The organism is Rhodoferax koreense, assembly GCF_001955695.1.
In the GTDB taxonomy this organism is placed as follows: Bacteria; Pseudomonadota; Gammaproteobacteria; order Burkholderiales; family Burkholderiaceae_C; genus Rhodoferax_B; species Rhodoferax_B koreensis.
Map to the genome: position 1 here is coordinate 895,809 of NZ_CP019236.1, position 17,857 is coordinate 913,665.

Consider the following 17,857-nt stretch of genomic DNA (forward strand, 5'->3'; position numbering starts at 1 on the left):
AGAGTGCAGATGTAAAAGTGCCTGGGTTCCCGGTTACGAGAGCGGGAAAACCCGGTGTGATAATGGAAGTTTTTCCGTAAAAACACTAAACACCCATGATCCTAGTAACCGGCGGCGCAGGCTTCATCGGCGCAAACTTCGTCCTCGACTGGCTGGCATGTGGTGCCGAGCCGGTGGTCAACCTGGACAAGCTCACCTACGCAGGCAACCTGCAGACGCTGGCCAGCCTGCAGGGTGACGCCCGGCACCACTTCGTGCAGGGCGACATCGCCGACAGCGCCCTGGTGGCCCGGCTGCTGGCCGAACACCGCCCGCGCGCGGTCGTCAACTTCGCCGCCGAATCCCATGTGGACCGTTCGATCCACGGCCCGGAAGACTTCGTGCAGACCAACGTGCTGGGCAGCTTCCGACTGCTGGAGGCCGTGCGCGGCTACTGGAGCGGCCTGCCCGCCGACGAGAAGGCCGCCTTCCGCTTCCTGCACGTCTCCACCGACGAGGTCTACGGCAGCCTGTCGGCCACCGACCCGGCCTTCACCGAAGACAACAAATACGAGCCCAACAGCCCGTACTCGGCCAGCAAGGCCGCCAGCGACCACCTGGTGCGCGCCTGGCACCATACCTACGGGCTGCCGGTCTTGACCACCAACTGCTCCAACAACTACGGCCCGTACCACTTCCCCGAGAAACTCATCCCGCTGATGATCGTCAACGCCCTGGCCGGCAAAAACCTGCCCGTGTACGGCGACGGCATGCAGGTTCGCGACTGGCTGTACGTCAAGGACCACTGCAGCGCCATCCGCCGCGTGCTCGAAGCCGGCCGCCTGGGCGAGACCTACAACGTCGGCGGCTGGAACGAAAAACCCAACATCGAGATCGTCAAGACCGTCTGCGCGCTGCTCGACGAACTGCGCCCCAAGGCCGACGGCACGAGCTACAGCACGCAGATCACTTATGTGACCGACCGCCCCGGCCACGACCGGCGCTACGCCATCGACGCCCGGAAGCTCGAGGCCGAACTCGGCTGGAAGCCCGCCGAAACCTTCGACACCGGCATCCGCAAGACGGTGGCGTGGTACCTGGCCAACGGCGACTGGGTGCAGAACGTGCAAAGCGGCGCCTACCGCGCATGGGTCGAGCAGCAATACGCCAAGCCCGAAGCCGTCCAGGCCTCCGCATGAAGGTCCTCGCATGAAAATCCTGCTCTTCGGCCAAGGCGGCCAGGTCGGCTGGGAACTGCAGCGCAGCCTGGCACCGCTGGGTGAACTCGTCGCCCTCGACTTCGACAGCACGGACTACGCCGCCGACTTCAGTCGGCCTGAAGCGCTGGCCGAGACGGTCCTCGCCATCCGCCCCGACGTCATCGTCAATGCCGCGGCCCACACCGCCGTCGACAAGGCCGAAAGCGAGCCCGAGTTCGCGCGCAAGCTCAACGCCACCTCGCCCGGCGTCGTGGCCCAGGCCGCCGAAGAAATCGGTGCCTTGATGGTGCATTACTCCACCGACTACGTCTTCGACGGCAGCGGCAGCACCCCCTGGCGCGAAGACGCCGCCACCGGCCCCTTGAGCGTGTACGGCCGCACCAAGCTCGAAGGCGAGCAACTGGTCGCGGCCCACTGCAGCCGTCACCTGATCTTCCGCACCAGCTGGGTCTATGCCGCGCGCGGCGGCAACTTCGCCAAGACCATGCTGCGCCTGGCCAAGGAACGCGACCGCCTGACCGTCATCGACGACCAATTCGGTGCACCCACCGGCGCCGAACTGCTGGCCGACGTCACCGCGCACGCCATCCGCGCCGCCCAGGCCGACTCGGCCAAGTTCGGCCTGTACCACGCCGTCGCCGGCGGTGAAACCAGCTGGCACGGCTACGCCCAGTTCGTCATCGAGCAGGCGCGTGCGGCCGGCGTGGACATCAAGGTCGCCCCCGACGCCATCGCCCCCGTGCCCACCAGCGCCTTCCCCACGCCGGCCCAACGCCCGCAGAACTCGCGGCTGAACACCGACAAGCTGCAGGCCAGCTTCGGCCTGGTGCTGCCGCCCTGGCAGACCGGCGTGGCCCGCATGCTGCGCGAAATCCTTTGAACCCAGAAGAAGACCAGACCATGACACCACGCAAAGGCATCATCCTCGCCGGCGGCTCGGGCACCCGGCTGCACCCGGCCACGCTGGCCATCAGCAAACAACTGCTGCCGGTCTACGACAAGCCGATGATCTACTACCCGCTCGCCACCCTGCTGTTGGCCGGCATCCGCGAGATCCTGATCATCAGCACGCCGCAGGACACGCCGCGCTTCGAGCAACTGCTGGGCGACGGCCGCCAGTGGGGCATCCGCCTGGAGTACGCCGTGCAGCCCAGCCCGGACGGCCTGGCCCAGGCCTTCGTCATCGGCGAGCAGTTCCTGGCCGGTGCCCCCAGCGCCCTGGTGCTGGGCGACAACATCTATCACGGCCACGACTTCCAGGACCTGCTGGCCAGCGCCCATGCCCGCACGGCCGGCGCCAGCGTCTTCGCCTACCACGTGCACGACCCTGAACGCTACGGCGTGGCCGAGTTCAACACCGAGGGCAAGGTGCTCTCCCTCGAAGAAAAACCCACGGCGCCGAAGTCCAACTACGCCGTCACCGGCCTGTACTTCTACGACGGCCAGGTCGTCGAACTGGCCAAGAGCCTGAAGCCCTCGCCGCGCGGCGAACTCGAGATCACCGACCTGAACCGCCTCTACCTCGAGCAAGGCCAGCTCAACGTCGAGATCATGGGCCGCGGCTACGCCTGGCTGGACACCGGCACGCACGAGAGCCTGCTCGAAGCCGGCCAGTTCATCGCCACGCTGGAGCACCGCCAGGGCCTGAAGGTGGCTTGCCCCGAGGAGATCGCTTACCGCCAGGGCTGGATCGACGCCGCCCAGCTGGAAAAGCTGGCCAAGCCGCTCGCCAAGAACGGCTACGGCCAATACCTGCAACGGATTCTGAAAGAGAAGGTGTACTGATGCAGGCGACCCGACTGGCCATCCCCGACGTGATCCTGATCGAGCCCAAGGTGTTCGGTGATGCGCGCGGTTTCTTCTACGAGAGTTTCAACGGCAAGGCCTTCGACGAAGCCGTGGGCCACCACGTGGAGTTCGTCCAGGACAACCACAGTCGCAGCAGCAAAGGCGTCCTCAGAGGCCTGCATTACCAACTGCCGCCGCATGCGCAGGGCAAACTCGTGCGCTGCACGCGTGGTGCGGTGTTCGACGTGGCGGTGGACATCCGGAAGTCGTCGCCGACATTCGGGCAGTGGGTGGGTGAGGAGCTGAGTGAAGAGAACCACAAGCAGCTGTGGATTCCGCCGGGCTTCGCGCATGGGTTCCTGGTGCTGAGCGAGACGGCGGATTTCTTGTACAAGACGACCAACTATTACGCGGCGAGCCATGAGCGGTCGATCATATGGAATGATGCGACGGTGGGCATCGAATGGCCGCTAGAGCGGGTGGGTGTCTCCGCGCCACTACTCTCCAGCAAGGACGGTGCGGGCAAGTTGCTCGTCGAGACAGAAGCTTTTGAAAGGGCTTCGCTAGGGAGTGCCGATTGATCGCGAAAAACCAAGAATACTCGGGGGGCGCCTGGAGGAATCCGCATGCCTCCCAATCGGTGTCGCTGTGGCTCGCGGCGCGCAGCCTGTGGGCTAGCCGCCGGCTACTCGGACAGCTCTCACTGCGCGAGTTGACGGCCCGCTACAAGGGTTCTGTGCTGGGATTTGCCTGGACCTTCGTGGTTCCGATGTTCATGCTCGTTGTGTACACCTTCGTGTTTTCGGAGGTGTTTAAGGCGCGCTGGGATGCGGGTTCGGCTACCGAATCCAAAGGGCAGTTCGCCATCATCCTGTTCGCCGGAACCATCGTCCTGCAGTTCTTCAACGAGGTGCTCGCGCGTGCGCCCCACGCCATCATCCAAAACGCGAACTTCGTCAAGAAGGTCGTCTTCCCGCTGGAGATTCTTCCCGTGGTCTCGGTGGTCGTGTCCGCGGTCAACGCTGTCGCGAGTGGCTGTGTGCTGCTGTTCGTTCAGTTGCTCCTTACAGGTTCCGTACCCTGGACGGCAGTGCTGTTCCCGGTAGTGCTGCTGCCACTGTTCGTGCTCAGTCTAGGAGTCGCATGGAGCCTGGCGGCCTTGGGCGTATATCTGCGTGGTTTGGCGCCGCTCATGGGCATGGTTGCTGCGGTTCTCATGTTCCTGTCTCCGGTGTTCTATCCGGTCAGCGCGGTGCCTCCTGGGTTTCAGCGCGTGCTGATGCTCAATCCCCTGACGTTCGTGATTGAGCAGGCGCGGCGCGTGGCCATCATGGGCCATCTGCCCGACTGGACGGGGCTGGCGATTTATGCAGCCGCCTCGCTGGCGTTCGCGGCCTGCGGTTTTGCACTGTTTCAGAAGACGCGCAAGGGGTTTGCCGATGTCCTCTGATGATCTGGTGATTCAGGCCAGCAACCTCGGCAAAACTTATTCCCTGTATCGCAATCCGCGGGATCAGCTTGCGCACCTGCTGCTGGGCCGCACGCGTAACGTGCGGGAGTTCCGTGCGCTCGATAACGTATCGTTCCAGGTGAAGCGCGGCGAAACCCTGGGCATCATCGGCCGCAATGGCTCGGGCAAGTCGACCCTGCTGCAGATTCTCTCGGGAACCCTGCGTCCTACGCACGGCGACGTGCGGCTCAGTGGCCGCTTAGCTGCGTTGCTTGAACTCGGCGCCGGCTTCAATCCCGAGTTCACCGGCCGTGAAAACGTGATGCTGGGCGCGTCGGTCTACGGGATGACCGAAGCGCAGATCGCCGAGCGCTTCGACGACATCGCGGCCTTCGCCGACATCGGCGAATTTATCGATCAGCCGGTGAAAACATACTCGAGCGGCATGTTCGTGCGGCTGGCGTTCTCGTTGCACGTGCACACCGATCCGGAGATCTTCCTCGTGGACGAGGCGATGGCGGTCGGCGACCACCGCTTCGTGCAGAAGTGCTTCCGTCGGCTCAACGCGCTGAAGGAATCTGGCGCGAGCATTCTCCTCGTGTCGCACGACACCACCGCCATTAAGATGCTGTGCGATCGCGCCATCTGGCTGGACAGCGGCAAGGTGCGCGAGATGGGCAATGCGCCCGCCGTCGTCGACGCCTACCGGAACTGGTCGGACGACATCGGGGCGGAGGTCATCGCGAGCAGGCCTGAGATGTCGAGCCACCGCGCGCTTCGCATCGAGGTGCCGCAACCGGTGCTGATGAACCTCAGCGGCCAGGAAGTTTCCAGCTTCACCCACGGCGATCACGTGGCTGTTCGCATAGAGATTCGCAACCGCGCGGTGCCGGCCGGCCAGACGTTCCGCGTCGGGTTCTCGCTGCGGAACAACCGTGCGATCGAGATTGCCGGTTCCAACACGGACATCGCGCCGCTCACGGTGCCTGTTCCCCCGACCGGCGGGTCGGTGGCCGTGTGCATGGAGTTTCAACTGCCCTTGCTGGCAGGTGGCCGCTATTCGCTGACGTTCTCGATCGATTCCAAGTCGGACGCCGACAAGGCGACCACGGAGGTGCTGATGCCCGATTGCATCGTCTTCGATGTCGATGAACGTGTAAAGGTCTACACGCTTCTGGGCATCGATGCCCGTTTTTCACTCGAGGAAAGCACCTCGCATTCTTCGGCGGACGTATCCTGATGACTCGCATTTTCGATTCCTTCATTTTCTTCAACGAGTTGGATCTCCTGGAGATTCGGCTCAACCTGCTCGCGCCGCATGTCGATCGATTCGTGTTAGTGGAAGCCACGCGTTCGTTCCAGGGGCAACCCAAGCCTCTGCACTTCGCCGATAACCGGCAGAGGTTCGCGGCCTTTCTGGGCAAGATCGAGCACGTGGTGGTCGACGACTTTCCCGAAGGCGCGTCGGCCTGGGATCGCGAGCACTTCCAGCGCGATGCCATCATGCGCGGCCTGGGCGACTGCGCCGCAGAAGATCTCGTCATCATTTCTGACGCGGACGAGATTCCGCGGCCAGAAGCCATTCCGAGTGAACTGGAAGCTGGCATGGTCGCATTGCTGAATCAGCGGCTTTTCTACTACCGCCTAAACATGGGTTGCGTGGAGATGAGCCACTTGCCATGTTCGGCTGTGGTGCAACGTCGCGACCTCGAATCACCTGCGACGCTTCGAAGGCGCATCGTCGCCTCTCACTCGGTGATGCTTGCGCAAGGTGTGGCAGCTGCGGCGGCCACTGGTCCGTTCCGGATCATTGAAGACGGTGGCTGGCACTTCAGCTACCTCGGCAGCGCGCAGGACGCCGTGGCCAAGATTGAAGCCTTCGCGCACGACGAGTTCAACGCGCCACAGTTCAAGGACCTCGACGCGATCGAGGACGCGATAGACAGCGGCCGCGACCTACTCGGGCGTAGCCTGACCTTCCAGATCGTGCCCGACACGCAGCTGCCGCGATATGTGCAGGACCATCGCAGCGCGTTGCTCGCCAAAGGCCTGCTGGCCATCTCTAATCCCGCGAACACCATGCTGTTCGACCAGTACAGCCGGTACCAGGCGTGCGCCGATCTGCTGAAGCTGGGCGGAGTCGGCGACGAGAACACCGTGCTGGACATCGGCAGCGGTCCGGAGTGTCTGTTCAAGCGCTTTATCCCCGGTTCGCAGATGTATTTTGTCGATCCGCTGATTCCGACCGGTACCGAGCCCGCCTGCCTCGCGAACGACGTCTTTTCACCGATGTTGGACGGCCGTCAGTTCGACTACGTCACGGCCGTCGATGTGTTCGAGCACATCGCCCCGGCTCAACGCGACCCTTTTATCGATCGCCTCTCCAGTCTGTGCGGGCGGGGGCTGGTGATCGGCTTCCCGTGCAACGACGCCACGGACGCGGTCCAGGTCGATGACCACATCGAGAAGGCTTACCGCGAGACCTACGGGCGCGACTACTCTTGGCTGGAGGAACACCAAACCTACGGACTGCCTTCGCTGGCCCGTACGGTGACGCGGCTGGAGACGGCGGGATGGCATTGCCAAGTCGTCGGACACGGCCACGCGCCCTGGCTGCAGACGCTGTTGACCTTTGTCATCAACACCTGGGAGACCCCATCGTTGCGCGAGCTGGCCTTGCATGTCAGCCGCATCTTCAATCGCGACCTGTATCGGCACGATTTCAAGGCGCCGTTCTATCGCCAGTTCATCGTCGCCACCCGCCAACCGCTGCCTCCGCTGGCGCAGCACTTTGCCTGCGCCGAAGACGGCGACGGCGAAGCTCGCTTTCATGAATTGATGGATGAGGCGCATCGAAGCCTGTTGACGAAGTCGTTGCACCTGCTGGAAGAGAAGCAGGCGAAGGTCGAGCGGGTCCAAGCCGCGCACGACGCGGCGCTTGCCGACCGGGATGCCGCGCTTGCCCATCGGGATGCCGCGCTTGCCCAACGAGACACTTCGCTCGCCGACCGGGATATTGCGCTCGCCGATCGGGATACCGCGCTCGCCGACCGGGATACCGCGCTCGCCGCGCGAAATCAGGTGCAATCAACGCTCGATGCCAACCAGGCTGCCTTGCAAGGCGTGCTGGCGTCCAAGTCGTGGCGCCTGACGCGGCCCATGCGGGTCGCGATGCGATGGGCGCGCTATGGTGTCGATTCCGCTGATCTGCGCAAGCTGGAGAATGCGCTCAAGACAAGGGTTGCGCGCCTTCCTCTGCCGGCGCCGGTGCGCAACCAACTGCGCAGTGCCTACCACGGTATACGGCGCAGCGTGCGCGTTACGCAACCGGCCGCGCCGGGCCTCGTCGTCCTCGAATCGGCGAGGCCGGCCCCGCGCGTTGCCGGGCACGCTGACTACATCTTCTGGGGTGTGATCGACTGGCATTTCCGCCATCAGCGACCGCAGCACCTGGCGCAGGCCATCGCCGCCACTGGCCGACGGGTGTTTTATGTATCGGCGCACCTGGCGGACAACGCCGGGCCGGGCTTCACCGCTGAGCCGCTGGACGAGGCGGGGCGACTGTTCCAGATCCGCCTGTACGTACGCGGTGCGCCGCCTATCTACCACCGGGCGCCCGACGCCGCAGTAATGGCGCAGCTGCGCGCCAGCGTCGGAGAGCTTCTGGAATGGGCCGACTGCGGGCGCGTCATCTCGCTCGTGCAGCACTCCTTCTGGCACGGCGTGGCCAGCGTGCTGCCGAACAGTCGGCTGGTTTACGACTGCATGGACCACCACGAGGGCTTCGGTAATAACGACGCGGGCATCCTCGCGCTCGAGCAGCAATTGCTGCGCGACGCCGACGTGACCATCGCGACCTCGGCCTGGCTGGCCGAGGTGCTGACGCCGCGTACCGCGCATTGCCACATCGTGCGCAACGCTGGCGACTACCAGCACTTCGCGCGTATTCCCGACACGATGTTCCGCGACCCGGGCGGCCGTAAGGTGATCGGCTACATCGGCGCCATCGCTGAGTGGTTCGACCTCGAGCTGGTCGAAAAGATAGCCCGGCGTTTCGCCGACTGCCTGGTGCTGCTGGTGGGCAACGATTCCGCCGGCGCCGCGGCGCACCTGAGCAACGTTCCGAATGTGCAGTTTACCGGCGAGCTTTCCTACAAGGAGCTGCCTTTCTACGTGCACGGCTTCGACGTCTGCCTGCTACCTTTCCGCATTATCCCGCTGACGCTGGCGACCAACCCGGTCAAGGTGTACGAGTACCTCGGCACCGGCAAGCCCGTGGTCGCCACGACCTTGCCCGAGACGCAGCAGTTCGGCGATCTGATCGAGACGGCCGCCACCCACGACGCGTATCTCGATGCGGTCGCGCGCGCGCTTGCGGCCGACCCGGCTATGGGCCGCGAGGCGCGCCAGGCGTTTGCTCGTGAACAGACCTGGCGCCATCGCGCGCACGACATCGTCTCGCTGGTCGAGGCGCCGGCCGACGAGCCGCTGGTTAGCGTGATCGTCGTCACCTACAACAATCTCGCCCTCACCAAAGCCTGCCTTGCCAGCCTGGACACCTACACGGACTATCCGGCGATGGAGATCATCGTCGTCGACAACGCGTCGGTCGACGGCTCCCCGGAGTTCCTGTGCGAGTGGGCCGAGGGCGCACCCAATCGCAAGCTAGTGCTTAACGCAGATAACCTGGGTTTTGCCGCTGGCAACAACGTGGGGCTGGAGATCGCGCGCGGTGAGTACCTGATCCTGTTGAACAACGACACGCACGTCACGCCGGGCTGGATGCGCACGTTGATCGCGCACATGCGGCGCGACGCGACCATCGGCCTAATCGGGCCGGTCACCAACAACATTGGCAACGAGGCGAAGCTCGAGATCGCCTACGATGACATGACGCAGATGCTGGAGCGCTCGGCCGCGTTCACGCGCCGCCACCTGGGTGTGAACTTCGGGGTGCACACGGTGGCTTTCTTCTGCGTGGCTATGCCGCGCGGTGTCTACGAGAAGGTCGGTCCGCTGGACGAGGCCTTCGGCCGTGGCTTTTTCGAGGATGACGACTACTGCCGTCGCGTCGAGCAGCAGGGCTTGCGTATCGTCTGTGCCGAGGACGTTTTTATTCACCATCATCTGTCGGCCTCATTCAACAAGCTCAAGCAGACCGACCGGCAGGCGCTGTTCGACCAGAACCGCGTCGTCTACGAGGCCAAGTGGGGATCGTGGAAGCCGCATGCTTACCGGCGTGATCGCGCGCCCATGCCTCAGAACGCGGCGCGGCGCGTGCATGCCGAGGTGCCGGCCGAGTTCATTGGCTGTGCTTGGACCAACGGGCAATGCAGCGTGTGCGACCGCAACAGCCGCTTTTTTCAGGTGGCGGGCGAGGGCGGACCCGATGGCGCATGGGTCTGCGAGTACTGCCGCGCTAGCGCGCTGGAGCGCCGGCTTGCCTCTGCACTCCTTCAATGGCTGGGCGAATCCATCGGGGTGCATGCGCAGGCCTTGACGCGGTTGCCAGCGGCAGCCCTCGGTCAGCGCGTCAAGATTGGCCTCGTCGACGGCACAGCGGTGCACGCGCCGTCCTTGATCGATGCGCTCTCGCGCATCTCATGGGTCGAGCGCACGTCCACCGATACGCCGCCGGGCGTACTAGACCTAGCGATCGGCATTACGCCACCGCCCCAGACCCTTGCCTCCACGGTGCGATCCTTGCGTGCCGGCGGCACACTGCTGGTCGCCGCGCCGCGCGAGGTCGCGGCTTCGCTCGCGCGAACGGGTGAAGAGATCGCCGACATCGACCTCTTGCATGCCGCGGACGATTTGCCCCAAGCGGCCGTGCAAGGCATCGACCTGCTCCAGTTCCGGAGGGTCGGAGCGTGAACCTCCCTTCGCATCGATGGGCTTGCCTAAGCACGCTGGCCGTGCTCGCGCTCCTGGCCGCTGGTGCGGCGTGGATGCTCACCGGCCTGAAGGCGTTGCAATGGCCGGCCGACCTGCCGAATGGCGGCCTGAACCTGCCGCTGCAGATCAAAGTCTTCTTGGCGGCGGTGGTGATCGCACGCCTGGTGACGACCGTCTTGCGCATTCCTGCATGGGTGGTGGTCACGCTGTTCGCCGTGGCCTGCGCCCTCGCCAGCGGCCATGGCGCGGCTATTCCAGCATTAATGGTGGTGTCGCTGTCCTGGGCGGTCACCGGCCGGTTGGTGTTGCGGCTGCTGGGTCTTCGCCGCCCGCCCGAGGGCTGGCAGGCCCTCCTCGCGGGCGCCGGCTTCTTCGCCACGCTGGTCGAAGTGCTGGCGGCGCGCCCGTGGCACCAACCCTGGACCTGGCTGATCGTACTGCTTCTGCCCGTGGTGGTGGCCCGGCGCGAGACAAGCGCTGTACTGGCCGAGTTACGCGAAGCATTCGATGCCGCGCGCAGGCCGCTCGCGCAGCGCGCAGGCTGGCTGGACGCGGCGATCGCTGCTGTCGCTACGATTTATGTTGCCGTAGCCTATCTACCCGAGATTGGCTACGACGCGTTGGCAATGCACTTGTTCGCGATCCATCAGCTCGAGACCCGCCATGCCTGGAGCTTTGATGCGCAGACCTACATCTGGGCCGTGATGCCCATGCTGGGCGACTGGGTCTTCGCCATGCCCTACATGTTGGGCGGAGAGACGGCCGCACGTCTGGCGAACGTGGGTTTCCTGTTCGGCATCGCGGCCATGATCCGCGTGCTGGTGTTATGGGCCGGTGGTAATGAGCGCGGCACGCGATGGGCCGTGCTGGTCTTTCTGAGCACGCCTCTCACGTTCACCGAAGGCAGCAGCCTGTTCATCGAATCAGTATGGGCCGCCTTCACGGTCGCCGCCGTGGCTAGCCTAGCACGTGCATACACCGAATCGGAGGAGGGTGCCCGCGAGCTTCTGCCATGCGCTTTGTTTGTTGGTTTTGCCCTGGCAGCCAAGGCCATCACGCTGACGCTGCTGCCCTTGCTCGGTTTGGGCTTGCTACTCGGCGGTCGGAGTTGGCTTAAGCGGCGCGCTTTGCGCTTGCTGGGCTTGGGCGTGCTGGTGGTCATTGTGGTGGGTGGTATTCCCTACCTTAAGGCCTGGCGTGTCACAGACAATCCTGTTTTCCCGTTCTTTAACGGGGTGTTCCGTTCACCCCTTTTCCCGCCCCGTAACTTCGAGAGTGCGTCGCTTTTTGGTAAGGGCGTGAGCTGGGACCTGCCGTACCGCGTGGTGTTCCATGTTGAGCGATTTCTTGAAGCGACTGTTGGGGCCGGCGGCTTCCAGTGGCTGCTGTTGATCGTGCCGGCGGTGCTGGCCCTCACGTTCGCCCGCCGCGGTCGGGCCTTAGCGCTGGCCGCCTTCGGTTTCGCTGCGCTGGTGCTGGCGTTTCAGTCGGTGAGTTACTTGCGCTATGTGTTCCCAACCTTTGTCCTGTTTGCGGCCGTTGCCGGCGTTGCGCTGTCACCGCAAGAAGGGCTGCCGCGACTCGTACCCCAGGCCCTGATGATCGGTGCGTTCGCAGCGGTTGTATTGAATCTGCTGTTCTTCGGTTCCGGATCTCCCTACCGCGACCTTGCGCTGCATACCGTATTTGATCGGACGGCGCGGCAGCAGTGGCTGCGCGAACGCGCGCCGATCCGCGAGGCAGTCGATACGGTGAACACGCTTAATATCAGGCGCCTTCCGGTCGCGCTGCTCGCGCCGCCCGGAGCGGTGAGCGGCGTGGGTGGCCCGCTAGATGCCGACGCTCTGACGGTTAACTATTGGTTCAATCTGAAGTTCACGAAGGCGATCCTAGACGCGGCTAACCATCCACAGGCCCTGGCGGGTGTGCTGCATGCTTCGCAAGTGGAGTACGTCATCCTCGATGGAGGATGGCCACGAGCAGGGCGTGATGCGCTCAACTCCATCACCGAACCTGTGTCCCGGCACGGCGGGCTCGCCATACGGCGGCTAGCACTGCGCTACCGCTTTAATGAAGAGTTATTGAAGGACCCCGGCTTCGAATCGGCAGGTGCGTGGTCCTTACCGGAGGGCAGCCGCGGGACTGCGGGCGCCATGACAGTCACTGTGACAGCGCCGTCGGTACAAGCCGTGCCGGTCCATCCTGGCCGACGCTACCTCAATACCATCGAGATCGCTTGCGATGAGCCTGCGCCAGCTCGCATCCAGATTAACTGGGTCGATGCTCAAGGCGCTTTCATAAAGGCCGACATTCAAGTAATCGAATGCACCAATCTCCCCTCGACCGAATCCATGGAAGTGACTGCGCCGCAGTCGGCGGCGCAGGCGCTGGTCTATGCGAGCGCGCACACGGCTCGGCCGGTGACTTTCAAAAGGAACTCCTTTCGTCAATGAGCAAAGTGCCGTCCCTCCCTGTGTCCGCCGATGATCGGATCGCTGTCGTCATCCCCAGCTTTCGGGTGACACGCCATGTACTGGGTGTGATTGAATCCATTCCCGCGCGCGTGTGGCGCATCTATGTGGTCGACGACGCATGTCCTGAGGGATCGGGACGCCTGGTCGAGCGCGACAGCCGTGACCCACGTGTGCATGTGCTGTTCAATCTCGAGAACCAAGGCGTGGGCGGCGCGGTGATTGCAGGCTATCTGCGAGCCGCGGCCGATGGGGCGCGGGTGATTGTGAAGATCGATGGCGATGGCCAGATGGACCCGGGGCTGATCGACGACTTCGTCTTCCCGATTCTTGCCGGTGAGGCCGACTACACCAAGGGCAATCGGTTCTTCGATCTTGATCAGTTGCAATCCATGCCGCGCATGCGCGTGTTCGGCAACGCCGCGCTTTCGCTGCTGGCCAAGTTTTCCACCGGCTACTGGGACCTGTTCGACCCAACCAACGGCTACACTGCGATCCACGTGGACGTGCTTTCGCACCTGCCGTTGGACAAGATCAGCCGGCGTTACTTCTTTGAGACCGACATCCTGTTCCGTCTCAACGTTGCACGTGCGGTGGCTGTGGACGTGCCCATGGCTGCGCGCTATGCCGATGAGGTGAGCAACCTGAAAATCTCGCGCATCGTCGGTGACTTCCTTTTCAAGCATGCCCGCAATTTCGGCAAGCGCATCTTTTACAACTACTACCTGCGCGACATGTCCCTTGCATCGCTTGAGCTTCCTCTGGGGTTGTTCCTGTTTTTCTTCGGGGCGGTGTACGGTACTTGGCATTGGATCGAATCGGCGCGTCTCGGCATCGTGACCACGGCCGGCACCGTGATGCTGGCCGGTTTGCCCGTGCTCACCGGCCTGCAACTGGTCCTCGCGTTCTTCGGCCAGGACATCGGCTCCGTGCCGCGCCGTGTCCGCCACTCGACCGGACCCCGCTTGCGCGCCAGGAGGCTGCCATGAGGTGGCTGCTAGACAGGCTCGCCGACCCGAGTTTGCGGGGAATGAACGTGGACAGCACCGACCGTCTGTCTATGCACGGTGCGATGCTGCAACGCAAGCGCATGCTGCGCGAGGTATTCACCGAATTCCACCACCTGTTCGAGCGGTTGGACCGGCGCTTTCTAAGCGGTACAGGCCTGCGCATCGAACTGGGGGCCGGCGTGGCGCCAATGCGCGAAAGCTATCCTGATGTCATTTCAACCGACGTGGTTGCCGGTCCGCACCTGGACCGGGTGCTCGACGCCCTGGCCATGGACCTGCCAGACCACTCGGTGCGAGTCTTCTTCGGGCAGAACTGTTTCCACCACTTCCCCGACCCTGACCGCTTCTTCGACGAACTGCAGCGCGTGCTCACGCCCGGGGGCGGCGCGGTGATCCTCGAGCCCTATTACGGCCCATTCGCGGGGATGCTGTTCAAGCGCCTGTTCCGCACCGAGGGTTTCGACAAATCCGCGCCCGGTTGGCAGACCGATGCCAGCGGCCCAATGAACGGCGCCAACCAGGCCTTGAGTTACTTGGTGTTTGTGCGTGACCGCGAGGCCTTCCTGCGACGCCATCCGGGCCTGGAGATCGTGCACCATGAGGTGCTGCCCAATTACCTCAAGTACCTGTTGTCCGGTGGCCTGAATTTCCGCCAGCTGTTGCCCGACGGCGCCACTGGCCTGGTGGAATTCGCGCAACGCTGTCTCTCGCCCATGAACCGGTGGCTGAGCCTGCACCATGTGGTGGTGATTCGCAAGCGGGTAGCGGCGTGACTTTCCTGCGGTATGGCCTGGTCCAGTTGTTTGCCTACGGTATCGATTTCGGCGGCTTTCTGCTGCTGATGTCGGTCGCTGGCCTGGCGCCGTTGACGGCCAACCTAGTGTGCAAGTTTGCTGCCGGCGTGTTCGCCTTCGCGGCGCACCGGCGCTTCACCTTCCGCGTGGGTGACGCTGGCAGTTCGCTGGGGCAGGGCGTTCGCTACTTCGCGCTGCTGGGGCTAAACATTCCGCTGACCACCGGTTTGCTGGCGTTACTGCTGCGGTGGTTTTCGCATCCCGCAGTGGCGAAGTTCATGGCCGACGTCCTGATCCTGGTGTTCACCTACTGGGTCAGCAAGAAGCTGGTTTTCGAGCAGCCTCGTAAGCCACAGGACGGACCGCTGAAATGAAGGTGATGGTGACCGGAGCAGGCGGCTACATCGGCCGGCGCGTCGTCGCAGCGCTCGAGGCGCGCGGCGACGATGTGATCGCCGCAGCGCGCCGGCCGGTCGCTGGGTGGTCGTGGTATCCGTTCGACCTCGGCCGCCCATCGGACATCACCCTGCCTGCCGGCACCCAGCTCGTCATCCACTTGGCGGCCGACACCTCCGGGCGCGGCATGCTGTCGCCCGCCAGCGAGATTGCCAGCGCGCAGGCCCTGGCCGACCAATCGAAGGCGGCCGACGCCCGCCTGGTGTTTGTCTCCAGCCAGACGGCGCGCGAGGACGCGCCGACCGATTATGGCCGCACCAAGTGGCGCATCGAGCGCATCGTGTTGGAAGGGGCGGGCGTCGTGGTGCGGCCGGGCCAGGTGTATGGCGGTGCTGCTACCGGCCTGTTCGGCACGCTGGTGGGGCTGGTGCGTCGCCTGCCACTGCTGCCTGCGCTGCTGCCGGCACCCAGCGTGCAGCCTGTGCACGTGGACGACTTGGCGCAGGCCATTGTGGCTGCTGGTGCGGCGATGGCGGGCGCGACGGTCTTCCAGGTGGGTGAGCCCGAGCCGGTTTCCTTTACCGAATTTTTGCGCGCGATTGCGCAGCATCGCCTCCGTCGCTGGCGCCTTTTCGTTCCCGTGCCGGTCGTGCTAATTGAACTTGCGCGCCGTGCCAGCTTTCACCGCGTGGACGCGCTGGAGCGGCTTGGCTCGCTGCTTGCGTTACAGCCCATGGACACGCGTGCTTCGCTCGATATGCTGGGTCTGTGCCTGCGCCCACTGGCTGAGGGAATGCAGCGCACGCATCGTCCACGGCGAACCCTGCTGGCTGAATCTCGGGCGGTTCTGCGCTATGTGTTAGGCACTTCGCCACGCCGCGACCTGGTGATGCGCCATGCACGTGCTGTCGAGGCGGTGCGCGAGGCCGAACCCTTGGGCCTGCCTGACTGGGCGCTGCGCCGGCCAGCTTGGCTGCGACTGTTGGAAAGCCCGTCTGACCTCGAACTCGCATGGCGGCTGGACAGCGCCACAGCCCTGGCCGAGGCGACGCCGCAAGGCGCCGCGCTTTTCCTGCGCGTGGGCCAGCCGACCGGCCCTGCTCGCGCCGTGCTTGGCCTGTCGAGTGCGGTCTTGACCGAAGTGTTCTGGCTCTGCGTCCGGACGGTGCTGCCCCGTAGCGCGCGGCAGACTCGGAACGCACGCACGCCGAGGGGTCGCCTATGAGCGCCGACTTCGACGTCATCGTCATCGGAAGTGGTCCGGCCGGCGTCTCGGCCGCGTTTCCGCTGGTGCAGGCGGGGTTGCGCGTGGCGATGCTCGATGGCGGCCGGACGCAGGCGGTCGCGCCGCCCCGGGCCGATTTCCTGACAGCGCGCGCGACCGACCCGCATCAATGGGCTTGGATGATCGGCCGCGATTTCCACGCGCTTAGGGCCATGGACGCCGTTTCGCCCAAGCTGCGCGTGCCGACTCAAGCCTTTGCTTTCGAAGGCTTCCAGTTGGCGAATCGTATCGCCGCCACGCCCTTCGTCGCTGTGGGCTCGCTGGCTACCGGCGGGCTGTCCAATGCCTGGGGCTGCGGCGTGGCGCGCTTTAGCGACGCCGAAGCGCGGATGCCGTTTCCCGTCGCCGATCTGGGTCCCTCGTACCGCGAGGTCGCCCGGCGCATGGGCCTGAGCGGCGGGGGGGGCGATGACCTAAGCGACTACTTCGGCCTGGACGAGGACTGCGATCCTCCGGTGCCTATGGACCGCGCGCATGAAGCGATGTGGCGGCGGTACACGAAGGCCCGCACGTCGCTGTGCAAGGGCGGTTTTCGGCTGGGGCGCTCGCGCGTCGCTGTGCTCTCGCGCCCGCGCGAGGACCGGCAGGCCTGCGACCTAGCCGGCAATTGCCTGTTCGGCTGCAGCCGCCAGGCGATGTATTCGGCCTCTGCCGACGTGGAGCGACTGCGTGCCTTCCCGAATTTCCACTGGCTGCCCGGGCATCTGGTCGACTCCATCGTGGTGGACGGCGAACGAACCGTAGTGCAACTGCGCGAACCTAGCGGCACGTGCGCCAGGCTCGCCGCGCGCAGGCTGTTCGTGGCCGCTGGCACGCTGGCGAGCACCCGCCTGGTGCTGCAGGCCCTGCAGCGGCGCGAGCCGGTACCGCTGCTGTCCTGTCCCACAGCAGCCTTCCTTCTCTGGCTACCCGGCCTTCTGGGCCAGCCCCGCGAACGTGGCTTCGGGCTGGGTCAGCTGTCCTACGCCTTGCAACTGACTGGCGGTCGCACGGCGTTCGGCTCCACCTTTGCCACCACCGGCATCCCAATGTGGGAGCTGGCCCGCCACTTGCCGCTCGGCCGCAGCACCGCCTTGCAGGTGCTCCGCGACCTGCTCGGATCTTGCGTGGTGGGCAACCTGTTCCTCCCCGGCGAGCTGTCCGACGCACGGGCGCGTCTGGACGACCGCGATACGCTGCGCATTGAGGGAGGCTGGCGGCAAGCCGATGTCGAGGACCTGCTGCGCGAAGCCCGGCGTAAGTTAGCCGGCGCCTACCGCAAGATGAACGCCTGGATGTTGCCCGGCAGCTTCACGCCCGGGCGGCCGGGCAGCGACATCCACTATGCTGGCACGCTGCCGATGGCGGCCGATCCTGGCGCCGGGCAGACCTCGGTGCAAGGCGAAGTGCGTGGGCTGCGCCATGTGCACGTGGTCGACGGCGCATGCTTGCCCGCGCTGCCAGAGAAATCACACACCCTTACCCTGATGGCCAATGCTGACCGGATCGGTCGGCTGATCGCCCCTACACTTATATGATGAAAACGAAGCCGAAAATTATCTGCGCTGTGGGCACCCGCCCTGAGGCCGT

The 17,857-nt window shown here is 64.7% G+C and carries 13 protein-coding genes; all 13 read left to right on the plus strand.

What is annotated here, in order from left to right:
• The first annotated feature begins 95 nt into the window (after positions 1–95).
• Genes rfbB through RD110_RS04330 form a run of 13 tightly spaced genes read left to right on the plus strand, consistent with a single transcriptional unit; the run spans position 96 to position 17,805 of the window.
• Positions 96–1,178, plus strand: coding sequence for a dTDP-glucose 4,6-dehydratase (rfbB, locus tag RD110_RS04270; RefSeq protein WP_076197017.1), 1,083 nt, complete (start codon positions 96–98; stop codon positions 1,176–1,178).
• Between the two features lie 10 nt (positions 1,179–1,188).
• Positions 1,189–2,079, plus strand: coding sequence for a dTDP-4-dehydrorhamnose reductase (rfbD, locus tag RD110_RS04275; protein ID WP_076197019.1), 891 nt, complete (start codon positions 1,189–1,191; stop codon positions 2,077–2,079).
• Positions 2,080–2,099: 20 nt separating this feature from the next.
• Complete coding sequence (rfbA, locus tag RD110_RS04280) at positions 2,100–2,984, plus strand: glucose-1-phosphate thymidylyltransferase RfbA (RefSeq protein WP_076199094.1); 885 nt, start codon at positions 2,100–2,102, stop codon at positions 2,982–2,984.
• Positions 2,984–3,568: a dTDP-4-dehydrorhamnose 3,5-epimerase gene (rfbC, locus tag RD110_RS04285; protein WP_076197021.1), complete on the plus strand. Its 585-nt coding sequence runs from the start codon at positions 2,984–2,986 to the stop codon at positions 3,566–3,568. Before rfbA ends, rfbC begins: the two co-directional genes overlap by 1 nt.
• Positions 3,565–4,437 (plus strand): ABC transporter permease, encoded by an 873-nt coding sequence (locus tag RD110_RS04290; protein WP_239467167.1) that lies wholly within the window; start codon positions 3,565–3,567, stop codon positions 4,435–4,437. The genes rfbC and RD110_RS04290 overlap by 4 nt, the downstream gene beginning before the upstream one ends.
• Positions 4,427–5,677, plus strand: coding sequence for an ABC transporter ATP-binding protein (locus tag RD110_RS27730; RefSeq protein ID WP_076197023.1), 1,251 nt, complete (start codon positions 4,427–4,429; stop codon positions 5,675–5,677). Before RD110_RS04290 ends, RD110_RS27730 begins: the two co-directional genes overlap by 11 nt.
• Positions 5,677–10,311 (plus strand): glycosyltransferase, encoded by a 4,635-nt coding sequence (locus RD110_RS04300; RefSeq protein WP_076197025.1) that lies wholly within the window; start codon positions 5,677–5,679, stop codon positions 10,309–10,311. The genes RD110_RS27730 and RD110_RS04300 overlap by 1 nt, the downstream gene beginning before the upstream one ends.
• Positions 10,308–12,785, plus strand: a complete 2,478-nt coding sequence (locus RD110_RS04305) for a glycosyl transferase (RefSeq protein ID WP_157900052.1) — start codon at positions 10,308–10,310, stop codon at positions 12,783–12,785. Before RD110_RS04300 ends, RD110_RS04305 begins: the two co-directional genes overlap by 4 nt.
• Positions 12,782–13,792, plus strand: a complete 1,011-nt coding sequence (locus RD110_RS04310) for a glycosyltransferase family 2 protein (RefSeq protein WP_076197029.1) — start codon at positions 12,782–12,784, stop codon at positions 13,790–13,792. The genes RD110_RS04305 and RD110_RS04310 overlap by 4 nt, the downstream gene beginning before the upstream one ends.
• Positions 13,789–14,586, plus strand: coding sequence for a class I SAM-dependent methyltransferase (locus RD110_RS04315; RefSeq protein ID WP_204250023.1), 798 nt, complete (start codon positions 13,789–13,791; stop codon positions 14,584–14,586). The genes RD110_RS04310 and RD110_RS04315 overlap by 4 nt, the downstream gene beginning before the upstream one ends.
• Entirely contained in the window at positions 14,583–14,981 is a 399-nt protein-coding gene (locus tag RD110_RS04320; RefSeq protein ID WP_076197033.1) for a GtrA family protein, read from the plus strand. The genes RD110_RS04315 and RD110_RS04320 overlap by 4 nt, the downstream gene beginning before the upstream one ends.
• Positions 14,978–16,228, plus strand: a complete 1,251-nt coding sequence (locus tag RD110_RS04325; RefSeq protein WP_076197035.1) for an NAD-dependent epimerase/dehydratase family protein — start codon at positions 14,978–14,980, stop codon at positions 16,226–16,228. Before RD110_RS04320 ends, RD110_RS04325 begins: the two co-directional genes overlap by 4 nt.
• On the plus strand, positions 16,225–17,805 hold the full coding sequence (locus RD110_RS04330) for an FAD-dependent oxidoreductase (RefSeq protein ID WP_076197037.1): 1,581 nt from the start codon (positions 16,225–16,227) through the stop codon (positions 17,803–17,805). The genes RD110_RS04325 and RD110_RS04330 overlap by 4 nt, the downstream gene beginning before the upstream one ends.
• Positions 17,806–17,857 lie beyond the last annotated feature (52 nt).

What these genes read in the sequence shown, in the direction of transcription:
- RD110_RS27730 (WP_076197023.1), top strand. Translation starts at nt 4,427, where the DNA reads ATGTCCTCTGATGATCTGGTGATTCAGGCCAGCAACCTCGGCAAAACT.
- RD110_RS04300 (WP_076197025.1), top strand. Translation starts at nt 5,677, where the DNA reads ATGACTCGCATTTTCGATTCCTTCATTTTCTTCAACGAGTTGGATCTC.
- RD110_RS04310 (WP_076197029.1), top strand. Translation starts at nt 12,782, where the DNA reads ATGAGCAAAGTGCCGTCCCTCCCTGTGTCCGCCGATGATCGGATCGCT.
- rfbB (WP_076197017.1), top strand. Translation starts at nt 96, where the DNA reads ATGATCCTAGTAACCGGCGGCGCAGGCTTCATCGGCGCAAACTTCGTC.
- rfbD (WP_076197019.1), top strand. Translation starts at nt 1,189, where the DNA reads ATGAAAATCCTGCTCTTCGGCCAAGGCGGCCAGGTCGGCTGGGAACTG.
- rfbC (WP_076197021.1), top strand. Translation starts at nt 2,984, where the DNA reads ATGCAGGCGACCCGACTGGCCATCCCCGACGTGATCCTGATCGAGCCC.
- RD110_RS04325 (WP_076197035.1), top strand. Translation starts at nt 14,978, where the DNA reads ATGAAGGTGATGGTGACCGGAGCAGGCGGCTACATCGGCCGGCGCGTC.
- rfbA (WP_076199094.1), top strand. Translation starts at nt 2,100, where the DNA reads ATGACACCACGCAAAGGCATCATCCTCGCCGGCGGCTCGGGCACCCGG.
- RD110_RS04315 (WP_204250023.1), top strand. Translation starts at nt 13,789, where the DNA reads ATGAGGTGGCTGCTAGACAGGCTCGCCGACCCGAGTTTGCGGGGAATG.
- RD110_RS04330 (WP_076197037.1), top strand. Translation starts at nt 16,225, where the DNA reads ATGAGCGCCGACTTCGACGTCATCGTCATCGGAAGTGGTCCGGCCGGC.